The 20290-nt window shown below is 35.6% G+C and carries 19 protein-coding genes and 1 other RNA gene; 8 read left to right on the plus strand and 12 right to left on the minus strand.

Annotated elements, in window-relative coordinates:
* Positions 1–75 precede the first annotated feature (75 nt).
* The 5 genes from GOQ17_RS07665 to GOQ17_RS07685 form a co-directional block, all read right to left on the minus strand.
* Positions 76–1092 carry an asparaginase gene (locus GOQ17_RS07665; protein WP_159636716.1) on the minus strand — a complete coding sequence of 339 codons (1017 nt, stop codon included), beginning with the start codon at positions 1090–1092 and terminating at the stop codon, positions 76–78.
* Positions 1093–1094: 2 nt separating this feature from the next.
* The gene (locus GOQ17_RS07670) at positions 1095–1877 is read right to left on the minus strand and encodes a TatD family hydrolase (RefSeq protein WP_159636717.1); all 783 of its coding nucleotides are present in this window, start codon (positions 1875–1877) and stop codon (positions 1095–1097) included.
* Between the two features lie 138 nt (positions 1878–2015).
* On the minus strand, positions 2016–2993 hold the full coding sequence (locus GOQ17_RS07675; protein ID WP_159636718.1) for an FKBP-type peptidyl-prolyl cis-trans isomerase: 978 nt from the start codon (positions 2991–2993) through the stop codon (positions 2016–2018).
* 19 nt (positions 2994–3012) lie between these two features.
* Positions 3013–4023: a DHH family phosphoesterase gene (locus GOQ17_RS07680; RefSeq protein WP_159636719.1), complete on the minus strand. Its 1011-nt coding sequence runs from the start codon at positions 4021–4023 to the stop codon at positions 3013–3015.
* Between the two features lie 48 nt (positions 4024–4071).
* A complete protein-coding gene (locus tag GOQ17_RS07685; protein WP_159636720.1) occupies positions 4072–6699 on the minus strand; it encodes a PQQ-binding-like beta-propeller repeat protein in 2628 nt (875 codons plus the stop codon).
* A 135-nt stretch (positions 6700–6834) separates the two neighbouring features.
* Here GOQ17_RS07685 and GOQ17_RS07690 point away from each other — a divergent pair, with 135 nt between their 5' ends.
* Both GOQ17_RS07690 and priA read left to right on the plus strand, forming a co-directional pair.
* On the plus strand, positions 6835–7224 hold the full coding sequence (locus GOQ17_RS07690; RefSeq protein WP_159636721.1) for a DUF423 domain-containing protein: 390 nt from the start codon (positions 6835–6837) through the stop codon (positions 7222–7224).
* Positions 7225–7290: 66 nt separating this feature from the next.
* Positions 7291–9768: a replication restart helicase PriA gene (priA, locus tag GOQ17_RS07695; protein ID WP_159636723.1), complete on the plus strand. Its 2478-nt coding sequence runs from the start codon at positions 7291–7293 to the stop codon at positions 9766–9768.
* A 32-nt stretch (positions 9769–9800) separates the two neighbouring features.
* On the opposite strand, the gene GOQ17_RS07700 is transcribed toward priA, so the two are convergent.
* Together GOQ17_RS07700 and blaOXA are read right to left on the minus strand one after the other, a co-directional pair.
* Positions 9801–10640, minus strand: a complete 840-nt coding sequence (locus GOQ17_RS07700) for a DUF4886 domain-containing protein (RefSeq protein WP_159636724.1) — start codon at positions 10638–10640, stop codon at positions 9801–9803.
* 16 nt (positions 10641–10656) lie between these two features.
* Positions 10657–11469, minus strand: coding sequence for a class D beta-lactamase (gene blaOXA / locus GOQ17_RS07705; protein WP_159636726.1), 813 nt, complete (start codon positions 11467–11469; stop codon positions 10657–10659).
* Between the two features lie 146 nt (positions 11470–11615).
* Here blaOXA and GOQ17_RS07710 point away from each other — a divergent pair, with 146 nt between their 5' ends.
* From GOQ17_RS07710 to GOQ17_RS16380, 5 genes are all read left to right on the plus strand, one after another.
* A complete protein-coding gene (locus GOQ17_RS07710; protein ID WP_159636727.1) occupies positions 11616–12272 on the plus strand; it encodes a protein-L-isoaspartate(D-aspartate) O-methyltransferase in 657 nt (218 codons plus the stop codon).
* Between the two features lie 51 nt (positions 12273–12323).
* The gene (locus tag GOQ17_RS07715) at positions 12324–14129 is read left to right on the plus strand and encodes a MutS-related protein (RefSeq protein WP_159636728.1); all 1806 of its coding nucleotides are present in this window, start codon (positions 12324–12326) and stop codon (positions 14127–14129) included.
* 33 nt (positions 14130–14162) lie between these two features.
* Positions 14163–14564, plus strand: a complete 402-nt coding sequence (locus tag GOQ17_RS07720; RefSeq protein WP_159636729.1) for an acyl-CoA thioesterase — start codon at positions 14163–14165, stop codon at positions 14562–14564.
* A gap of 144 nt (positions 14565–14708) precedes the next feature.
* Positions 14709–15110 (plus strand): AAA family ATPase, encoded by a 402-nt coding sequence (locus GOQ17_RS16375; RefSeq protein ID WP_236537095.1) that lies wholly within the window; start codon positions 14709–14711, stop codon positions 15108–15110.
* 22 nt (positions 15111–15132) lie between these two features.
* The gene (locus GOQ17_RS16380; RefSeq protein ID WP_236537096.1) at positions 15133–15438 is read left to right on the plus strand and encodes an AAA family ATPase; all 306 of its coding nucleotides are present in this window, start codon (positions 15133–15135) and stop codon (positions 15436–15438) included.
* Positions 15439–15698: 260 nt separating this feature from the next.
* On the opposite strand, the gene accD is transcribed toward GOQ17_RS16380, so the two are convergent.
* From accD to dprA, 5 genes are all read right to left on the minus strand, one after another.
* Complete coding sequence (gene accD / locus GOQ17_RS07730) at positions 15699–16541, minus strand: acetyl-CoA carboxylase, carboxyltransferase subunit beta (protein ID WP_159636731.1); 843 nt, start codon at positions 16539–16541, stop codon at positions 15699–15701.
* 111 nt (positions 16542–16652) lie between these two features.
* Positions 16653–16750, minus strand: an RNA gene (ffs, locus tag GOQ17_RS07735) — signal recognition particle sRNA small type.
* 82 nt (positions 16751–16832) lie between these two features.
* Complete coding sequence (locus GOQ17_RS07740; protein WP_159636732.1) at positions 16833–17060, minus strand: DUF6814 family protein; 228 nt, start codon at positions 17058–17060, stop codon at positions 16833–16835.
* A 2-nt stretch (positions 17061–17062) separates the two neighbouring features.
* A complete protein-coding gene (locus GOQ17_RS07745) occupies positions 17063–18601 on the minus strand; it encodes an MFS transporter (RefSeq protein ID WP_159636733.1) in 1539 nt (512 codons plus the stop codon).
* Between the two features lie 16 nt (positions 18602–18617).
* On the minus strand, positions 18618–19715 hold the full coding sequence (dprA, locus tag GOQ17_RS07750) for a DNA-processing protein DprA (protein WP_159636734.1): 1098 nt from the start codon (positions 19713–19715) through the stop codon (positions 18618–18620).
* Between the two features lie 103 nt (positions 19716–19818).
* On the opposite strand from dprA, the gene GOQ17_RS07755 reads away from it, so the two are divergent.
* The gene (locus tag GOQ17_RS07755) at positions 19819–20052 is read left to right on the plus strand and encodes a hypothetical protein (RefSeq protein WP_159636735.1); all 234 of its coding nucleotides are present in this window, start codon (positions 19819–19821) and stop codon (positions 20050–20052) included.
* Positions 20053–20290: the final 238 nt, after the last annotated feature.

Below are 20290 nucleotides of genomic sequence, written 5' to 3' on the forward strand. Positions count from 1 at the left end.
AGTTAATGTATTTTTTCTAAATAAATATTTTGATGTGCGATAAATGATTAAACAACCACATATAGTTGTGATTGTTTAATCATTTATAGTTAACTCACCTCGAATATCTTTTTCTACCCAATAAGCAACAGCATCTTGATCAGCTAATTCTCCTTGTAAGTACATAAGTTTGGTCACCGCAGCTTCAAAAGTCATGTCGTATCCATTTAATACACCAATTGCTTTCAGACCTTGGCTAGTTTCATAACGACCCAGTTCAACAGATCCTACGCTACATTGCGAAATGTTCAGAATATTTTTTCCTTGTTTAATAGCATCACTCAGCAAATCCAGAAACCATTTTTCGGTTGTTGTATTTCCCGAACCAAATGTTTCCATCACGATAGAACGCACATTAGCATCCAAAATAGATTTGATTGTAGATGCGCTAATCCCTGGAAAAAGTTTGAGTACTGCAACTTGGTTGTCTACCTGATTATGACAAATAAATTCTTTTTCCGAATTATTCATCAACGCATCAAAATTGTATTTCAAATGTATACCAGCTTCTACCAAAACAGGATAGTTTGGGGAGCGGAAAGCTTCGAATTTTGCAGAATTATATTTGAAAGAACGATTTCCTCGGAATAGCTTATTGTCAAAAAGAATACAAACCTCTTGCACAATAGATTTTCCATTGTGTTTTGCACTTGCAATTTCAAGTGCTGTCATCATATTTTCACGTGCATCTGTTCTAATTTCACCAATAGGTAATTGAGAACCTGAGAAGATGACAGGTTTTTGCAGTCCTTCTAATAGGAAACTAAGGATAGAAGCTGAAAAAGCCATGGTATCCGAGCCATGCAATATCACAAACCCATCATAATTGTCGTAATTATCTCGGATGATATTGGCCATTTCAATCCATATCTCAGGCGTCATATTGGACGAATCAATAATTGGATGAAAGGAATGTACGGTCAACTTATAATCTAGGCGACTCAAATCAGGAAGATTATTTTTGATCAATTCAAAATCGAAAGGAACAAATGTACCTGATTCATCCTGAACCATGCCTATAGTACCTCCAGTGTATATAATGAATATATTCATAGCTAAATGCCAAAAATTTCTTTAGAGTTTTGGGTAGTGATTTCAGCCACCTCGTTAATACTTATTTCGTGTAAGTCTGCTACTTTTTGGGCTACATGAATTAGGTACGAACTTTCGTTTTCTTTTCCTCGGAATGGTGATGGAGCTAGATAAGGTGCATCGGTTTCTAAAACAATATGTTGTAATTCAATATCTTTTACGACAAGATCTAAACCCGCTTTTTTGAATGTCACTACACCACCTATTCCTAGCTTGAAACCAAGATTGATAGCACGTTTAGCTTGCTCCAATGTGCCTGTGAAGCAGTGAAAAATGCCAAATAACTTATTATCATTCATGTCCTCCAAAACTTCAAATATTTCATCAAATGCTTCGCGACAATGGATGTCAATTGGTAAACCTAATGATTTAGCCCAATTTATCTGTGTACGAAAAGCATCCTGTTGCCAAGCTAAGGTACTTTTGTCCCAATACAAATCAATTCCAATTTCTCCGATAGCATATATCTTGTGATTGTCGATAGCCTTTTCTATTGTTGAAAGTTCCTCTTTGTAATTTTCTTTTACACTGCAAGGATGCAAACCAAGCATCGGAAAACAGATATTTGGGTAAGCTTCTACTGTTTGCATCACCTGCACAATTGATTCTGTATCCACATTAGGAAGGAATAGACGTTGAATGTTATTAGTGTTACATCTATCGATTTGTTCCTGCATTTTGTCTGAACCAATGTGATAATAAATATGCGTATGGGTATCCGTAAGAATATGCTGTGGTGTTGTCATGGCTTTATAAAGATGTAAAAGTAATAAATTGCTAAAATAGAAACCGTTTTAAAAACAAAAAACACGATTTTGCTAAAAAAATCGTGTTTTTATTTTTATAATGATAATATATCCCTCGATATATTATTTATAATTTCATTAGTTAACAGGAACTGGAGTTGCTGTTGAATCAGCTTTTGGCGCTGTGCCTTTGATTACATCCACTAACTCAATTTCAAAAACAAGAGGAGCATATGGAGGAATTTGAGCTTGTGGCTGACCATTTGAACCGTAAGCAGATTTCGACGGAATGATTAATGTCGCTTTACTACCTTTATTCAACAATTGAAGTGCTTCAGTCCATGCAGGAATAACAGGATCTACACCTAAAGCAAATTTAATAGGTTCGAAAGTTTTCATTGGGTTAGAAGCTAAACCTGCTTTTTCTCCAACCTCTTTCAATGAAGTATCAAATACTTTTCCGTGTGTTAATTTACCTACGTAGTTCACTCTTACAGTATCACCAATAACAGGTTTTGCTCCTTTACCTTCTTCTGTGATAACATATTGTAAATCAGAAGCTGTTTTCTTAGGCTCTAATTTATTGTCTTTAACGTATTTTTCGATTTTACCAGCTTCCGCTTTCTCTAAATTAGCGATTAATTCTTTGTAGTATTTTTCTAATTCTACGTGAGCGATTGAATCAGGCAATTCAGCTTTTTTGAAATGCTTTCTAACTTTAATAGTGAAAGTTAAATACTTATCAGCAAAAGGTAATTTTGGTTGACCTGATTTTGCAGCCATAGTATCCAAATTCAAACGAAATACGGCGCTATCACCTTCACCTAAATATTTGAACATAGAAGAATAACTACCTTTATAATTACCAGGGATTGTATCGGGAACTACATTTACATATTGAGGTAATCCTAGATCATATGTACTTTGAATTAGAGAGTCATTTCTATCAGATTTAACAACCATATCCACGAATAAGTGGTCGCCATCTGCAGCTTTAACTGCAGCTTCGTCTTTCACGATTTTATACTCAAGACCACCGTCTCCTTTTTTAAAATTCTGGCATGAAGTAGCGAATAAACCTACTGCAGCAGCTAATACAAAAATTGATTTTTTCATTTTATTGATTAATACTTATTTACTTTGTTAAAATTTCTAAATATTCAGGTAAAATTGATTTAAATTTATTGACAACGGATGATAAGTCTTCTGAAGAGCTACCCCCAGAAGCATTTAAATGTCCACCCCCATTAAAATATTTTTTACATATCTCATTACAAGGGATTTCACCAATCGAACGCAAAGATAGTTTAATTAATTCGGTTCTGTCAACTATTAGTGCTGCAAGTCGAATTCCTTTGATTGACAATGCATAATTCACCAAACCTTCTGTATCTCCAGTGGTGATTTCAAATTGTGCTAAATCCTCTTTTGAAATCGCGAAAAGTGCTGTATTGTACTCGGGAATTACTTCTAAACAATTTAATAAACAGTAGCCCAAAAACTTTAGTCTACGTTCAGTGGAGCTATTATAAATGTGTTCATGAATTTCCCAGTTGCGTGCTCCAGCATCAATCAAACTTGCTATGATATGGTGTACTGCTGGGGTGGTAGATCTGAATCGGAATGATCCCGTGTCAGTCATGATGCCCGCATACAAGCACGTCGCAATATCGGCATCTACTTGCTCGCGAGCTTGGAACACATCGGCAATGAATGTGTAGATTAGCTGGGCTGTAGCAGCAGCGTTAGAATCCCAATAGGTCAATTGCGCGAAGTCTTCAGGATCCAAATGATGATCAATCATCCATTTTTGTCCTTTTGCATCCGAAATAATCGGCGCTAAGATATTTGTACGTGATAAGGCACTATAATCAAGGCAGAATATGATTTCTGCATTTTCAATTAATTCTTTCGCAAGTTCAGGTTTTTCGGGATAAGATATTACATCTTGACGTCCTGGCATCCAATCCAAAAATGAAGGGAAATCGGATGATACAACAACAGAAACATCATGGTTATTCTTTTTCAACCAATGGTAAAGGCCTAATGAAGAACCTAATGCATCGCCATCAGGTTTATGATGCGTTGTGATTGTGATTCGGCTAGGTTTGGTCAGTAATTGTAAATTTTCTTCTCCTTGTAACATATCTTAATTAAGAATACAAACGTACAAATAATTCGTCTCTACGTAAAATTATTTTTGATGCTTGAAAGCATACAATTTCTTATCTCTACGCATGCATAATAGATACGTGTCACTATTATAATTAATCTTGCCGTAATAGAACAAGGGTTGGCCTTCGACAGGGAATCCATCTACCACTGAACCATTTTCTCCGAAGAGATATAAGAGATTTGTTGCTTTGGAAGCTACGCCAATTGTATATTGATTTGCATTTGGGATTTTGAAAAACTGTGGTCTATCATCTATATTTTTGGTAAAATGAAATTCAAACAACGGTTTATATGAACTCGTTTCGAAGACACCTAGTTTATTTTGATCAATTAATATAAATTCCGGAGCAGAAGATCCGCTGATGTTTTCAAATGCGCCAAAATATTTATCTACATCTTGTTCAATTTTTATTTCAGATAATATTTTATCCGTGTTAATTCGATACAAAGTTGATTTGTTATCAAAAGCTAAGATTTCGTATGAATTATTGCCGACATCTACGAATCCTATTGGTGTTTTGAATTCTACATCGCCCGGAATATCAATTTCTTTGAGCAATGATCCATCATTATTTAAAAAATATACACGGCCAAAAGTAGTACCAATTACATATTTGGAACCAACTTGTCTTACAGCTCCTAAGATTGTCCCATCAATATTAGTGTTTTTCCAATCAGACACACTATTTCCTTCTGAATCATATGCATAAATTGAATTTTTTGCGGTAATCAAAAACAAATCTTTACCATTCCATTTTGAAATCAGCGGTTCTGCAATGGGTTCCTCTGGTATACCTGCCGAAAATCCTTTTAATGTCTTCCCAGAAGTATCTATGCGATATAAGCGGTTTCGATCAGTAACAAAAACAATGGTGCGATCAGCCATTTGTTTTATTTCACCGACGATGCGGCCTGAGATTACGGCAGACCATAATTTATTTCCCGAAGGATGAATTGCATGAAGTGTATGATCTAATTCTTGAACCAAAATCATTTGACTGCTGTCGGACTGCTCAAAAACATGGGGTGCTGTGATTGCTCTGTCATTAAATTGGTAAGTCCACTCCGGAGTACTACCTAAAGCACTTTTGCTTTTGTATAAAGCATAAATTTGCGAAGAAAAATTGCCATTATTTCCTGATAACTGAACTGACCATGAATAAAAATCTTGATAACCATAATTTTCTTTATTTCTCAAATTTTTCTGATAATGTCGAGGCAAAGAATTCAGTATTTTAGAGAAAGCATTCTTATTATGTATAAAAAGGGTGACATTGGCTTCATTTCCTTGAAGTTTTTCAAAATTTTTGAAACCTAATGTGCCGGTTAGCAAATCTTTGCGACGATAATTGTTTAAATAATTTCTTAACTCATTACTAGAATTAGAAAGCACAAGTACATCATCAATACGTGCGACATATGGTCTTGACATATTTTTGAAAGGTTCACCATAGAGTGTATAAAAAATATTTGAACTTCTAAACCGATAAATTCCGTCATTTTCGTCTTCTAAAATACGATTAGCAATTCCTTTCCAAGCTGTAGTGTCATTTAAGCCTACATAAGCGATATGGGCCTGGTTCGTTTGCTCAACTAAAGCAAAGCTATGTCCAAGAGTAGATGTAAGTTTGCTCAAAGAAGAACTACTGTCAGCAAAAGATTCGAAAGTTGATTGTAATTTTTTGGTTTCTTCACGAGCTTCAAAATATCCTTTTAGGTCAGCTTCAAACTTTGCATAATTGCTAAGAGAATATTCCATAAATACAGCTGTGTTTGACGGAAAATAATTGTACAGCCTTTGTGTTTTTTTGGATTGATTACGGAATAATGCAAGGTAGTTGCCGGAGGATTTATCTATTTCACTTTCACCTGTAAGCATCAATGCATCTTGTTTGAAATTGATGTTCCAAGCTGATTGTCCATCTAATCCAGCAAATTGATCCGAAAAAAATCCTCTTTCCTTCTGTTGAAAATGCTTGATGATATTAGTATACTGTTGATGTGAGAAATATACACTTAATGGTGTGTTTCTAGAATTGTTGGATATGAAATAATCGATTTGATCCTCCGAAAGTTTTGGTTTGCTTTTGTCTAAAACTGAAATAAGGGTGTTCTTTGAATACGAAGCAAAAATAACTTGCTCGTAATATGTTGTATACAAAGTTGTGTCGGGACTGCCAAAACTAAAAGAAGTGATTTTTTGCCCTAAGGTATCTGTCGATGAAATTTTATACGATTTGCTATACTCATTCAATAAAATATTCAGGTCACTTTCATCAATAGCGGAAGACGTCGGAACAGTAAATAACAGATTGACAGAATCAGCATCAGGGTGTAAAGAAATAAAAACATCTTGATTTTCTATAAAATCATAAAACGCTTCATGACGCAAGATCTGAGTTTTATATTTCTTAATCAGTTGAACTTCTTTCATTCCTAAAAGGGCATCAAACAAGTCAAAATCTTTGAAAATATTATCGGTTACTTCATCATTTTTGATTGAAGCAATCAAAAATGTATTATCTGGTAGATATTTTAATGGTTTTAGTGAATTGTGTTGTTCTTTATTGATGTCACTAAAGTAATAGATAGAAGCTGCAATCACTCCAATAAATAAAAGCACTGTTACGATAATCGTATTCCTCATATTACAAACCTAATTATTTCAGTTTGCGAAATGAAACGAATACGTTAAAAACATTATTTTCTGTCGTAGAATCCTACATATTTTTTACTACATTTATGACTGTTATTATCTGATAATTTTTTTGAATCACATTTGATGAACAAACAAATCATTCTAACAGCCTCATTTTTTGGAGTTATAGCTGTGATTTTAGGTGCTTTTGGCGCGCATGGGTTGGAAGGTAAGATTAGTGAATATCACATCGATACATGGAAGACTGCTAATCAATATCATTTCTACCATACACTTGCCTTATTGTTTTTATCGACTTTTTCACGTGCTAAAAGTCAGTCAATTCGTATTTCATTTATATTTTTTACAATAGGAATATTACTTTTTTCAGGTTCATTGTACCTTCTTAGCGTGCGCGAATTGTTGGGAATTGTAAAAGTTTCTATTTTAGGACCGATTACTCCATTAGGCGGTCTATGTTTTATCGTAGGATGGATAGGGTTATTTGTGGCAGCATTGAAAAATAGAGCATAAGAAATGAACTAAAATATTAAGCCCCTGATAAATGCTATCAGGGGCTTTTTCGTTACATTTGTGCATATGTCGAGTCCAGATTTATTTGCAGAACGTCAAACTTATTTTGTAGAGGTCATCTTGCCATTGGCTATCGCCAAAACGTATACGTATCGTGTTCCTTATGAGCTCAATGAGAAGATTGGGATTGGTGTGCGTGTCATTGTGCAATTTGGACGAAATAAGGTCTATTCGGCGATTGTGAAACATATTACAACTGATCCACCTGAGAAATATGAAGCCAAATATATTTTGGATGTGGTCGATGATTATGCTATCGTGGATGAAGGCCAATTAAAATTGTGGGATTGGATAGCTGATTATTATATGTGTCATTTGGGTGAAGTCATGCAGGCAGCTTTACCAGCAGCTTTGAAAATGGCTTCCGAAACCAAAATAATTGCTGTTAATAACGAAAATATCGATAGATCGGAACTATCAGATAAGGCCTTTTTAATTCTAGATGCCTTGGATGTCGCAGGTGAATTGTCTGTCGCTGACGTATCTAAGGTATTGGGACAGAAATCTGTTTTCCCCTTGTTGAAATCTCTGTTCGAGCAGAACTTTATTCAAATTTCGGAAGAAATCAAAGAACGTTATAAGCCAAAAACCAAATCTTTCTTACGATTAGCTTCGGTATATAGTGATGCAGAAGGTAAACGAATCTTGCTAGATAGTTTGAATAGAGCGCCTAAGCAACAAGATGCAGTTTTGGGATTCATGCAATTATCCAAAACGCAGGAAGATATTACCCGTCAGGATTTGATGGAAGCTACAGCTTGCGGTACGGGAGCGATTACCTCTTTGATAGATAAAGGAGTATTTGAAGTCAAAGAAAAGGTCGTTAGCCGTTTCCAAGGAATGGATGTCTTGTTGACAAAAGATTTCACTTTTAGTGAGACACAGCAAAAGGCTTTTGAATCCATTAAAACTCAATTCGAAAAAAAGGATGTGGTTTTATTGCATGGCGTTACAGCTTCTGGTAAGACGCAAATTTATATTCGGATGATAGAAGAAGCATTGGCTTCGGGCAAAAATGCCTTGTATTTATTGCCTGAAATTGCCTTAACTACACAAATAACAGAGAGACTGAAATTGCATTTTGGTAATGATTTGGGAGTATATCACTCCAAATTTAATGATAACGAAAGAGCAGAAGTATGGCATAAAGTCATCAAAAATGAGTTTAAAGTCGTTATTGGTGCTCGTTCTTCGGTGTTTTTGCCATTTAGAGATTTGGGGTTAATTATTGTAGACGAAGAACATGAAAATTCGTACAAGCAATATGACCCAGCTCCGCGTTATCATGCGCGTGATACGGCTATTTACTTAGCGCATTTGCATCATGCCAAAGTATTGCTGGGCTCTGCTACTCCATCGGTGGAAAGTTATTATAATGCTAAGGCCAACAAATACGGTCTAGTCGAATTATTGCAACGTTTTGGCGAAGCACAATTGCCAGAAATTGAAATCGTGAATATCCCCGAAGCAACACGTAAGGATGAAATGCATTCATATTTCAGTACGACATTGCTGAAAGGAATTGAGGAAGCTGTAGCGAAGAAAGAACAGGTTATCTTATTCCAAAATCGTCGCGGTCACACCCCATTTGTGCAATGTAGTACCTGCGGTTATGTTGCCAAATGTGTGAATTGTGATGTCAGCATGACTTATCACAAAACTTCTGACCTATTGCACTGTCACTATTGTGGACATTCGGAAAATACCGTTAATGTCTGTCCTGCCTGTGGATTGCCGCATATGGAAAGTAAAGGCTTCGGTACCGAAAGAGTAGAAGAGGAATTAGAAATTCTAATGCCAGACTTGCGTATTGGGCGGTTGGATTTGGATTCGACAAAAGGAAAATACGGTTTTGACCGTATAATTTCGGCTTTTGATGACCATGAATACGATGTGCTAATTGGTACACAGATGGTAGCTAAGGGATTAGATTTTGGTCGGGTAAGTTTGATTGGAATATTGAATGCCGATACGATTATCAATTTTCCAGAGTTTCGTGCATACGAAAGAGCTTTTTCGTTGTTCTCACAAGTAGCAGGTCGTGCAGGACGTCGCCAAGACCAAGGAAAAGTAATTATCCAAACTTATACACCAAATCATCGTGTTATTGAGCAGGTCGTGAATCACGATTATAATGGGATGTTTATGCAGGAAGTAACCGAGCGTAAGAACTTTGCTTATCCACCTTTCTATCGTATTATCAAAATTGATGTCAAGCATCCTGACCAACAGCAAACATTAGATTCAGCGCAGAAATTAGCGAATCTATTACGTGCCTCTTTAGGAAACCGAATCTTAGGGCCAGAACCTCCTTTGGTCTCTCGTGTCCGTAATCATTATATACAAACCATCACACTCAAAATAGAACGTACTAATATCAGCATCAATAAGGTAAAAGAACTTATCCGTACAGCTTTACTACATTTTGAATTAGATAAACACAATGCAGGTGTTCGGACTGTGATTGATGTGGATCCATATTAAACAACAATAGCGAGTTTTAACTCGCTCTTCTGTTATAATTTCACTTTTGATATTTTGAAAGGTTTCTTGATGGCTTTGTATGCAGCTTGTTTAGCAATTTGCGCTTGTTTGTCAGTTACTTTTTCGGGTTTGTAACTATTTTTACGGACATCCTTTTTGAATAATTTCTCGAACCATGCGCAGGCTGCGGTGAACCTACCGAATGTTAATTCTAAATGATAGCCGTCACGTGTGTATGTATCTCCTTGTGATGATGTACGTGCATTTTGTATAGCTGTACCGGCAGGAATTACCATCGCAAAATCTTTCATCTTAGAGATTTTCTTTGTTGCATCTGCTATTGCTTTATACATTTCCGCTTGGTTATTGTTGTAGTTAGCAAAACCCTTATGATTAGAATCGTGTTGATATGCCCAAGTTTGATGATAGATAAGTTTTGTCTGTGGTTTTTTCTTAGTTTTTACATAGCTAATCAATTCTGGTAATTCCTTCATAATGACATCATATTGCCCTGAAAAAGGACTAGCTTGTTGCAAACTTATATAATCCCAATTTTCGTCTGCGATAGCTTGCGAGATGCTGACATCTTTGGTTGTCACCTTTTTGCCATCCAATCCGACTTTGCGATAGGAATAAGCGGCTTTGTCTTCACGGGAATTTTTTACGTGAAGTTCTACTGAAGCTCCTCCGATGTACATATTGCCGATGATGATTTGTTTTCCATCCGCTTTTGCTAAATCATAAAGATAGTTTTCAATACCGTCCTCCGAAAAGCTATTTCCAATGGCTAATATTTTAAGCGCTTTTTCTTGTGCTGATAGACTAAGTGTAAAAAGTAATGTAGTAAGTAAAAAGATAATTTGTTTTTTCATAGGGTAGGTATATTTTTTAGAGTATTTGGAATAATTTCAATATCTCGCGAGTCGCTAATTCACGTCCTGCTGCAAATTTACTAGTATTTTTTTGATCGTTTGGTTCTACATTTAGGGCAAAATAATAAACGTTTGGTTTTTTGTCTATCATGCCAACAAACCAACCGTTGTTATGATTATTATCTTGAGACCATCCAGTTTTACCAAAATAAATATATTCAGATGTACGTTCTTTTTCAAAAACACGAAGCATTTTATCGTAAGTCGAATTCAAAATTGGTAATTTTTTAGTATAAAAACGTTGTAGAAAATCAATTTGTTCGACTGGTGTAATTCTTGATTTGCCTTCTATCCAAAAATTGTCAATTGTACTTTCGTTTACATCCATATTATTGAGGTGCAATTTGTTCAAATATGATTTCATTCGTTTTACACCTATACGCCTCGCGACTTCTTGATAACAAGGGAGACATGAGGCTTGAAACGCTTCCCGTACGGTCATATCTTTTTGCCAAGATTCAAAAGCACGTTTCTGTCCATCCCATTTTAGGGAATCATTTTCATCTTTGAGCACATTTGTTTCTAAAGCAATAATTGAATTTACAATCTTGAACGTACTCGCAGGTAAATAACCTTTTTCTGCTAGCTCAAAGTTGTTGGAATAATAGGTTTTATTTTTAGCATCGAAAACCAAAACTGTTCCTTTTAAATCTTGTTTGGCTAGTATTTTTTCGATTTCATTTTTGAATTCTTCACTGCGTTTTGGCGTACTTCCGTGGAAATCACAACTTAAAAAAAGGAACAAAATCAATAACAAATAATAGCGCATAATGATAAGATTTTATAAATTTATGAAATTACCTATTTAAATTAATAAACCCTAAAATATGAAACAAAAATCTAAACCTATTGGCCCCGAATTAATTGTATTTATTCTTTAATAATATGCATAAACAATGGTATTTTTGACGAACGATGGCATATAAATTCATAGATAATTACAGAGAGAAGGGCGCAAGAAACAAGTTGGTAAAGCATCTAGAAAGTAGAGGTATACAAGACAAACGTGTACTTGAAGCTATCGGTAAAGTACCTCGTCATTACTTTTTTGATGAAACATTTTGGAATCAAGCGTATAAGGATATTGCCTTCCCGATAGGTGATGGACAGACTATTTCGCAACCCTATACAGTCGCCTATCAATCCGAACTTTTGCATGTGAAAAAGGGTGATAAAGTGCTTGAAATAGGTACTGGATCTGGATATCAAACATGTATTTTGATGGAGCTTGGTGCAGAAGTATATACTATAGAGCGTCAAGAAAATTTATATAATCGTACTATTCAAGTTTTACCTTATATGGGTTACAAACCAAACTTTTTTTTAGGAGATGGATCTAAAGGTATTGCTGAGCATGCACCTTATGACAAAATAATTGTGACTGCCGGAGCGCCATTCGTACCTGAAATTATGTTGAAACAATTACGTTTAGGAGGATTGTTAGTTATTCCGGTGGGGGATGAGAATTCCCAAAAGATGGTTACAATTCTGCGTGTAGGTGAGAATGATTTCGAGCGAATCGAATTAGATACATTTCGATTTGTTCCATTGGTAGGTGATAAAGCTTGGTAATTTCTATAAACATTCCAATTCTTCAGGAGCTTTTACCTATCTTTAGGCCTAATGAAGGCATTCTACGAACAAAATATACACCAAACTAAACAAGAACTTGTAGTTCTTGAAAAAAGTATCAATAAAAATAGTTTAATGCGTTTGGCGCTCATACTTATAGGCGCTATAGCATTATTTCAAATATTCCAAATGAATAATATTTGGATATTGCTTATCGCTGTTTTTGCAATTGTATTGGGCTTTGCATATTTGGTTCTTCGTCAAAGCAAGCTGGAAAAGCTTCGAGATGAAAAACAAGCATTTCTGCGAGTTAATGAGAATGAGCTCCATATAGAAAAACACTCAGAAAATATCTATTCGAATGGTTTAGAATACGACGAACCTCGACATGCTTACACTTCTGATTTAGATATTTTTGGTGAAAAGTCATTGTTTTCTTTCATCAATCGAGCGGCCACTAAAGACGGTGCCTCATTGTTAGCCTCTTGGTTTTTGTCGGCTGGTTCCAAACAAACAATTTTAGAAAGACAGCATGCGAGTGCAGAATTAGCTTCTAAACGTGAATGGACTCAGTTACTACAAACTAAATTATTGTTTAATCTTGGACAAAAAGTAAATATCAAAACATTTTTGACAAGGTATATGGAAGATGGTTCACTCAATTTTGGATCTTCTTTTATGCGTTTGTATGTTAAGATGGCGCCTTTTCTGTTCGTTATTGGCGTTATTATTTCTTTGTTTTTGACTCCGGTTTGGAATTATATGTTGCTATTGGCTATTGTGCATTTGATCTGGTCAATGGCTCTGTCTGTGAAGGTATCTTATTTCTCCAGCAAGATAGATAAAATTGGGGTGACCTTGATTGCGTATGCAGATGCTGTCAAGATGGTGGAGGAAGAGCAATTTTCTTCGGTCTTAAACCAGATGTTGCAAGCCGAATTAAAAACTGATAAACAAGAGCAATTATCTTCAGCTTTTAAACATTTGGGGAGTTTGGTAGATAAATTGGATGCACGCAATAATATTTTGATAGGTTCTATTTTGAATATGCTATTGTTGTGGGATTTTAAACAAGTATTGGCAATAGTAGATTGGAAAAAGAACTATGAAGTCAATGTCCTGAGGGCTTTTGATATAATTGCTGAATTCGAAGCTTTGGTAAGTCTAGCTACGTTAAAAAGTAATCAGCCTAATTGGGTTACGCCCGATATTTTGAATAGTACGCAGCAGGATAGAATCTTAGCCGTCGATATTAATCATCCTTTAATCAATAAAAGTAGTGCAGTAGCTAATAATTATGATGCTGCAGACCATCAATTAGCTTTGATTACAGGTTCAAATATGGCGGGCAAAAGTACTTTCCTGCGTACTATAGGTATTAATGCTGTTTTGGCTTACGCCGGTGCTGTAACTTGTGCATCGAAGTTTGAATTGCCAATTTATAATTTAGTGAGTTATATGCGCATCAAGGATAGCTTGAATGAGAGCACTTCGACATTTAAAGCTGAGCTGGATCGTATGAAATTCATTCTAGACAAATTAGCTACAGATCCAGATACATTTGTGTTGATAGATGAAATGTTGCGAGGTACGAATTCTGTTGATAAATACTTGGGATCTAAAGCTATCATACGTAAAATCTTAGGCATTAATGGAAAAGGAATGTTGGCAACACATGATTTGCAATTAGCGAATTTGGAGGTTGAATATCCTGGACGACTACAAAATTTCCATTTCGATATTCAAGTGAAAGATGGGGAAATGTTATTTGATTATAAATTAAAGAATGGAAAATGTACGATTTTCAATGCCTCGCTTTTGCTTAAAGGTATAGGTGTAGACGTTCAAAACGTTTAGAAGTTGTACTTTTGTGCAGATAATTAGAAAAAAATGACTTTACAAGAGCGAATAGATCAGGCAGAAACTAGGGTGTGTACAACAGTATTCCCATTTTTGACAAATCATCATGACACATTATTTGGTGGAAAGGCTATGGCAATCATGGATGAGGTAGCTTTTATGGCGGCCACACGTTTTTGTCGTAAGCGCCTAGTCACTGTATCTTCTGACAAGATTAATTTTGAAAAAGCTATTCCTTCTGGTAGTATTATCGAAGCCATAGCAAGAGTGGATAGTGTAGGGCGTACAAGCGTAAAAGTTAAAGTAGAAATCTACTTAGAACATATGTATGAAGAAGGAAGAGAACTAGCAATTCAAGGAATGTTTACGCTAGTAGCGCTTGATGATGATAAAAAGCCTATCCCTGTGTTGGAAGGATTAGGGATTTTATAAATACTACACAATATATTAATTGTGCAAAAGGAAATGTGGGATTCATTAAGTTGGATTTCACATTTTTTATTAATGGGCTTTTTAGAATTATTTATAGATGATTAATATTTTGTTGTTATATTTAAATATACCAGCCTGCAAGTGATGATTTGTATTTATAAAATAAGAAACCTAAAGCCTAAAAAGGAACGAAAGGCTTATCCTTATAACATCAAAGCACTTCGTAATCTGAAAGAATTGGAATTCACGAACCCGATAACATTTATAGTGGGCGAGAATGGAATGGGAAAGTCGACTTTAGTAGAAGCTATAGCCATTAAAGCTGGTTTTAATCCAGAAGGCGGAAGTCGAAATTTTAATTTCGAGACAATGAGTTCGCATTCGGTATTATTTGAAGATTTAAAAATTACTCGGACAGCATGGCGTAATAAGGATGGTTACTTTCTGCGAGCAGAAAGTTTTTATAATGTTGCTAGTGAGGTAAAACGTCTCTATGAAGGAGACCCATTTCGTTTTGGAAAGAGCATATGGACATTCTCTCCATGATTGTTCACACGGCGAAAGCTTTATGGCATTATTACACAATAGATTCAGTGGGAATGGCTTATATATTTTGGACGAACCGGAGTCTGCACTTTCTTTGTCGAGACAGATGAATATGATGGTACGATTTAAGGAATTGTTAGCACAGAAATCACAATTTATCATTGCTACACACTCGCCAATCTTGTTGGCATATCCCGGAGCTGAAATTTGGCAATTGGATGAAAAGGGTATTCAAAAAGTAGTCTATGAAGATACCGACCAATATCGGTTGACAAAGTTCTTTTTGAATAATCCAGAACGAATGTTAAAAGAATTAAATTTGCTATAACTTTATGTTAGTTATGTAAGATAAATTAAGGATTAGTTTGGTGTTAGTATTGAACTTTGTTTAGCGAAAGTAGTCGCCTTACAAAATTTTGAAAGATGCAAGTATGGTGTAGCTAAGTTCAAAATTTTTCAGCGACGAGTTTTTGGTAACTTTTTGAGGGAAAAAGTTACTGCCAGCCCGGCATGAGGGCATTAACATATATTCTTAATTAACTTTATAAACAACAAAGGTCATTCTTTGTGAATGACCTTTTGTATGTTTTATTTTACCAACTTCAAGAAAGTTGAAACTTTTTCTTTCAGTTGTCTTCTGTCTACGATAAAATCTAAGAAACCGTGCTCTAAAACGAATTCTGAAGTTTGGAAACCTTTAGGAAGGTCTTTCTTAATAGTTTCTTTAATGACACGAGGTCCTGCAAAACCAATCAAAGCACCTGGTTCTGCGATATTGATATCTCCCAACATCGCGTAAGAAGCTGTCACACCTCCGGTAGTAGGGTCAGTCAACAAACAGATGTAAGGTAATTTTGCTTGGCTCAATAAAGCTAGTTTAGCTGAAGTTTTAGCCATTTGCATCAAGGAGAATGCTGCTTCCATCATACGTGCACCACCTGATTTTGAAATCAACATAAATGGTAATTTATGTTCCAAACAATAATCAATAGAACGCGCAATTTTCTCACCTACTACCGAACCCATCGAACCACCAATAAAGTTGAAGTCCATACATGCGATTACGATGTCCTGACCATTCAATTTACCATGTCCAGAGCGTAAGGCATCTTTAAGGCCTGTTTTCTTTTGGCTTTCTACTAAGCGCTCGTGATAAGGTTTGCTGTCAACGAAATTCAAAGGGTCACCAGCGGTCAAATTAGGGAATAATTCTGTAAACTGATTGTCGTCAAATAAAATAGAGAAATATGCTGCAGAACCAATACGAATGTGGTAATCACAATACTGACACACGTATTTATTCTCAATTTGTTCTAAGTTCAGAAGAGGTTTTTTACAATTTGGACATTTGTCCCACATCCCATCAGGAGCCTCTTTTTTGTTTGCTGTTGCAGTTCTAATCCCTGCCGTACTTCTTTTAAACCAACTCATATAATCGTGTTTGTTCGAACTACAAATAAACGAAAAGATATGCTAAAAGTAAAACTAAAAGGCTAAAAGTGATAAAGGATTTAGGTTTGTTAGAAAAGTATAGAAACAAAAAGTGGGCAAGCTCCCTTTATCGCACCGCTCAACCTAATACCCTTGCTATGTTCCCATCCTGGGGGAGTCAAAGGGAGCTGGTCGTAAAGGACTTACCCACCACAAAAGTAGGAAAATTTTGAGATTTTCAAAAGTAAATCACGCTAATCTTCCTATCGTGTTGATGTTCAGTTGGAAAAATTACATTTTGCTTTCATCGAATTCGCCTGTCAAGGCAAAATAACCGAAAACACCAAGTCCAATTGATATAATTGGTGTCAAAATGAATACGATGATAATCCCAAAAACTAAGTCTTCTTGATGTCCTGTCTGAAATTTTGGAAAACCAAACTGCACTATACAGAAGTATGCAGCTATTGCAGCTAAGATTAACCATACAATCCCCAATATTTTCTTTATGAATTCCATTTCTATTGATTTTTAGCGTAAATACTTTTGTTAATATACAATGCGCCTATGATAAAGCAGACAGCCGAAATGATTATCGGATACCAAAGTCCAGCTAAATAATATTCGGGGTCATGCAAGCTTTGTGCATTAGTTGCTAAATAAGTCGATACAGCAGGAAGTAATCCTCCAAATACACCATTTCCGATATGATATGGCAATGACATCGATGTATAACGAATATTAACTGGGAATATTTCGACTAGAAATGCCGCTATAGGGCCGTAAACTAGTGTTATGTAAATGATTTGTATAAAAATTAATAGAACCAGAAAGACATAATTCATTCCAGAAAGATGAACAGAAGTTTTTTGTTGGACTATTGGATGTCCATGTAAGTCTTTTTTTACTTCACTTTCAGGTTGATTGGTAATGATTTCTTTTGTAATCGTTCCGTCGTCGTACACACGTTGGGTAATGATTTGCGAGACTATTTTATCATCTTTTTCAATCATTTCCTCTTTTACTTCTTTTTTATCTACGAGCTCAGTTTTCTTTTCTGTATTTGTTAATTGATACATTTGTTCATAGATAGGGCGGTATGTCAATAATGCTAATGCCATCCCTGTTAGCATCACCCATTTGCGACCTACTTTGTCCGATAACCAACCAAAAAAGATAAAAAATGGAGTTCCACACAAGAGTGCAATTCCCAATATCATGTCTGCTTGGTCGGTATGCAAATGCATGACAGTTTTCATAAAACTCATGGAGTAAAATTGTCCAGTGTACCAGACCACACCTTGTCCCATGGCTGCACCAAATAATGCCAACAATACAAATTTTAGGTTGTATTTATTTCCAAAACTTTCTTTAAGTGGGTTTTTAGAAGTTTTTCCTTCCGCTTTTACTTTTTTGAATTCTGGCGATTCGTCCATGTTTTTACGAATCAAGTAAGACACATACACCATTGCTATAGATAGCAAAAATGGTACACGCCATCCCCAGTCATCAAACTGCTCTTCGCTCATAAGAGTGCGCGTGATAAGGATGACAATAAGGGATACAAAAAGTCCAAAAGTAGCTGTTGTTTGAATCCAAGAAGTCCAATAGCCACGTTGACCTTTGGGACTATGCTCTGCAACGTACGTCGCCGCGCCGCCATACTCACCTCCCAATGCTAATCCTTGTAACAAGCGTAAGATGAGAACGAGTAAAGGTGCCCAAAAACCTATCGTTTCATAACTAGGAATACAGCCAATAAGAAAAGTAGCTCCACCCATTAATAAAAGCGTAGCCATAAATGTATATTTCCTTCCGATAACATCGCCCAATCTTCCGAAGAATAATGCGCCAAATGGTCGCACTACGAAGCCCGCTGCAAAAGTGGCTAAGGTGGACAAAAAGGCTGCTGTAGGATTGTCAGCAGGAAAAAATTTAGTAGAAATTACGATAGATAAACTACCAAAGATAAAAAAGTCATACCACTCAATGAGCGTCCCAAGCGAGGAAGCACCGATTACTTTCCAAATTCCTTTGGTCTCTTTTGATTCTGTTGTCATAAATGTTTAAACAAGGTTAGATTAATTTAAATGTTTTTCCGGGTAGGGAGACGAGTAAGGATTTCATCTCCATTTCAAGTAATACAATTGCCAGTTTACTTTGTGGCCAATCACAATGTAACGCTATATCATCGATACTTGTTTGTTGTTTTTCTTTAATGTAATTATATACTTTTTGCTCATCCTTAGTCATATTGTCCGGAATGAGCTTCAGTTGCTTTGCTTCAGTTGGCTTGTTCTCCTTATCCCAATTCATGAGGTAAGCCAAATCATCTGCGTGACGGATTAAGTGCGCACGATTCGTTTTTATAAGGTAATTGCATCCAGCTGAATATTCTTGGTCAATTCCTCCTGGAAAAGCGCAAACATCACGGTTATACGTGTTTGCAATTTCAGCTGTTATCAAAGCACCTCCTTTTAGAGCTGCTTCTACGACTATTGTCACATCGGCTAATCCCGCAATGATGCGATTACGCATCGGGAAGTTTTGTCTATCAGGATTCGTTCCTGATGGAAATTCTGTTAATAATCCACCGTTTTCTATCATTCGTGATGCTAATTCTCGATGCGAAGATGGATATATACGGTCTAATCCATGGCCTAAAATTCCAATTGTAGGAATATGATTTTTTAAGGACTCACGGTGCGCAAAACTATCAATGCCGTAGGCTAGTCCGCTGATGATTTGTACATCAAAAGCTTTTAGTTGATGAATAAAATCTTCGCAAATTCTCTTTCCATATTGTGTTGCATTTCTTGTGCCTACTATACTGACAGTTTTTGGAGGATTTAGTGAGGTCGTACCTTTGTAATAGAGAAGAATAGGAGCGTCATCACAGTTTTTTAATCGCTTTGGATATTCCTTATCTTCAATCCAAGCGACTTGTATGTCGTGTTTTAAAATGAAATTATATTCTTCTTCGGCTTCTTTTTGATAAGACTTGGATATTATATTTTCGGCCAGAGCATCTCCAATATTTGGAATTGCTAAAAGTTGTTTTTTTGAACTTTTGAAAATTTCTTCGATAGAACCATTGTACGCTAATAAAGTACGGCTCAATTTTGGGCCAATCCCTTTTATTTTTGTCAATGCGATTTTCTCAAGAATGTTCATAACTGGTGCTTTAAATATAAGGATAAGTTTGATTTTATTCCAAATGTTTGACTTTTTTTGTGAATAGTAATCTTAACTTTGTTAGGATTTAAAAAATATAACTATGGAAATGCAAGAACCTTTTGATATAGAAATTGGCGATATCGTTTATTCTGTTTTCCCTGATGAAAAGGATACCTACACCATCTTCAAAGACGGAAAAGAATATGTGCAAATAATCAAAGATACGGAGACCAGCTGGTTAAAATTAAGTCCTGAAACAGGCTTGCCACTTTTCGGTATGGACGAAGAGGTGAATTTGATTGGTGCGGAGATTACGAAGGAATTGGGTGGTTAATTAAAATTAAAATTAACTGTCAGGATGAACGGGTTGTATCTTTAATAGATATAACCCTTTTTTATGAAATCTATTCTATATCTTTCATTTGTTTTGTGTTTACTGTTTTTTGGTAGTTATCAGCAACGAGATGTATCCATAAAAGTTTATTCTTTGCAAGAAGAATAATATGATGAAATTTGATTTTATGATTGCTTGCATATAAAACTAATTGTTTAATCTAGCTGTATTTATTATA

The sequence above is a fragment of the Sphingobacterium composti genome (assembly GCF_009829075.1).
GTDB classification, from domain to species: domain Bacteria; phylum Bacteroidota; class Bacteroidia; order Sphingobacteriales; family Sphingobacteriaceae; genus Sphingobacterium; species Sphingobacterium composti.

Excerpts from the sequence above, each read along its gene's own strand:
- accD (WP_159636731.1), bottom strand. The coding sequence starts at position 16,541 with ATGAGTTGGTTTAAAAGAAGTACGGCAGGGATTAGAACTGCAACAGCA.
- GOQ17_RS16380 (WP_236537096.1), top strand. The coding sequence starts at position 15,133 with ATGGCATTATTACACAATAGATTCAGTGGGAATGGCTTATATATTTTG.
- GOQ17_RS07745 (WP_159636733.1), bottom strand. The coding sequence starts at position 18,601 with ATGACAACAGAATCAAAAGAGACCAAAGGAATTTGGAAAGTAATCGGT.
- dprA (WP_159636734.1), bottom strand. The coding sequence starts at position 19,715 with ATGAACATTCTTGAGAAAATCGCATTGACAAAAATAAAAGGGATTGGC.
- GOQ17_RS07665 (WP_159636716.1), bottom strand. The coding sequence starts at position 1,092 with ATGAATATATTCATTATATACACTGGAGGTACTATAGGCATGGTTCAG.
- GOQ17_RS07690 (WP_159636721.1), top strand. The coding sequence starts at position 6,835 with ATGAACAAACAAATCATTCTAACAGCCTCATTTTTTGGAGTTATAGCT.
- GOQ17_RS07670 (WP_159636717.1), bottom strand. The coding sequence starts at position 1,877 with ATGACAACACCACAGCATATTCTTACGGATACCCATACGCATATTTAT.
- GOQ17_RS07720 (WP_159636729.1), top strand. The coding sequence starts at position 14,163 with ATGACTTTACAAGAGCGAATAGATCAGGCAGAAACTAGGGTGTGTACA.
- GOQ17_RS07740 (WP_159636732.1), bottom strand. The coding sequence starts at position 17,060 with ATGGAATTCATAAAGAAAATATTGGGGATTGTATGGTTAATCTTAGCT.
- GOQ17_RS07700 (WP_159636724.1), bottom strand. The coding sequence starts at position 10,640 with ATGAAAAAACAAATTATCTTTTTACTTACTACATTACTTTTTACACTT.
- priA (WP_159636723.1), top strand. The coding sequence starts at position 7,291 with ATGTCGAGTCCAGATTTATTTGCAGAACGTCAAACTTATTTTGTAGAG.
- GOQ17_RS16375 (WP_236537095.1), top strand. The coding sequence starts at position 14,709 with ATGATTTGTATTTATAAAATAAGAAACCTAAAGCCTAAAAAGGAACGA.
- GOQ17_RS07685 (WP_159636720.1), bottom strand. The coding sequence starts at position 6,699 with ATGAGGAATACGATTATCGTAACAGTGCTTTTATTTATTGGAGTGATT.
- GOQ17_RS07675 (WP_159636718.1), bottom strand. The coding sequence starts at position 2,993 with ATGAAAAAATCAATTTTTGTATTAGCTGCTGCAGTAGGTTTATTCGCT.
- GOQ17_RS07680 (WP_159636719.1), bottom strand. The coding sequence starts at position 4,023 with ATGTTACAAGGAGAAGAAAATTTACAATTACTGACCAAACCTAGCCGA.
- GOQ17_RS07715 (WP_159636728.1), top strand. The coding sequence starts at position 12,324 with ATGAAGGCATTCTACGAACAAAATATACACCAAACTAAACAAGAACTT.
- blaOXA (WP_159636726.1), bottom strand. The coding sequence starts at position 11,469 with ATGCGCTATTATTTGTTATTGATTTTGTTCCTTTTTTTAAGTTGTGAT.
- GOQ17_RS07755 (WP_159636735.1), top strand. The coding sequence starts at position 19,819 with ATGGAAATGCAAGAACCTTTTGATATAGAAATTGGCGATATCGTTTAT.
- GOQ17_RS07710 (WP_159636727.1), top strand. The coding sequence starts at position 11,616 with ATGGCATATAAATTCATAGATAATTACAGAGAGAAGGGCGCAAGAAAC.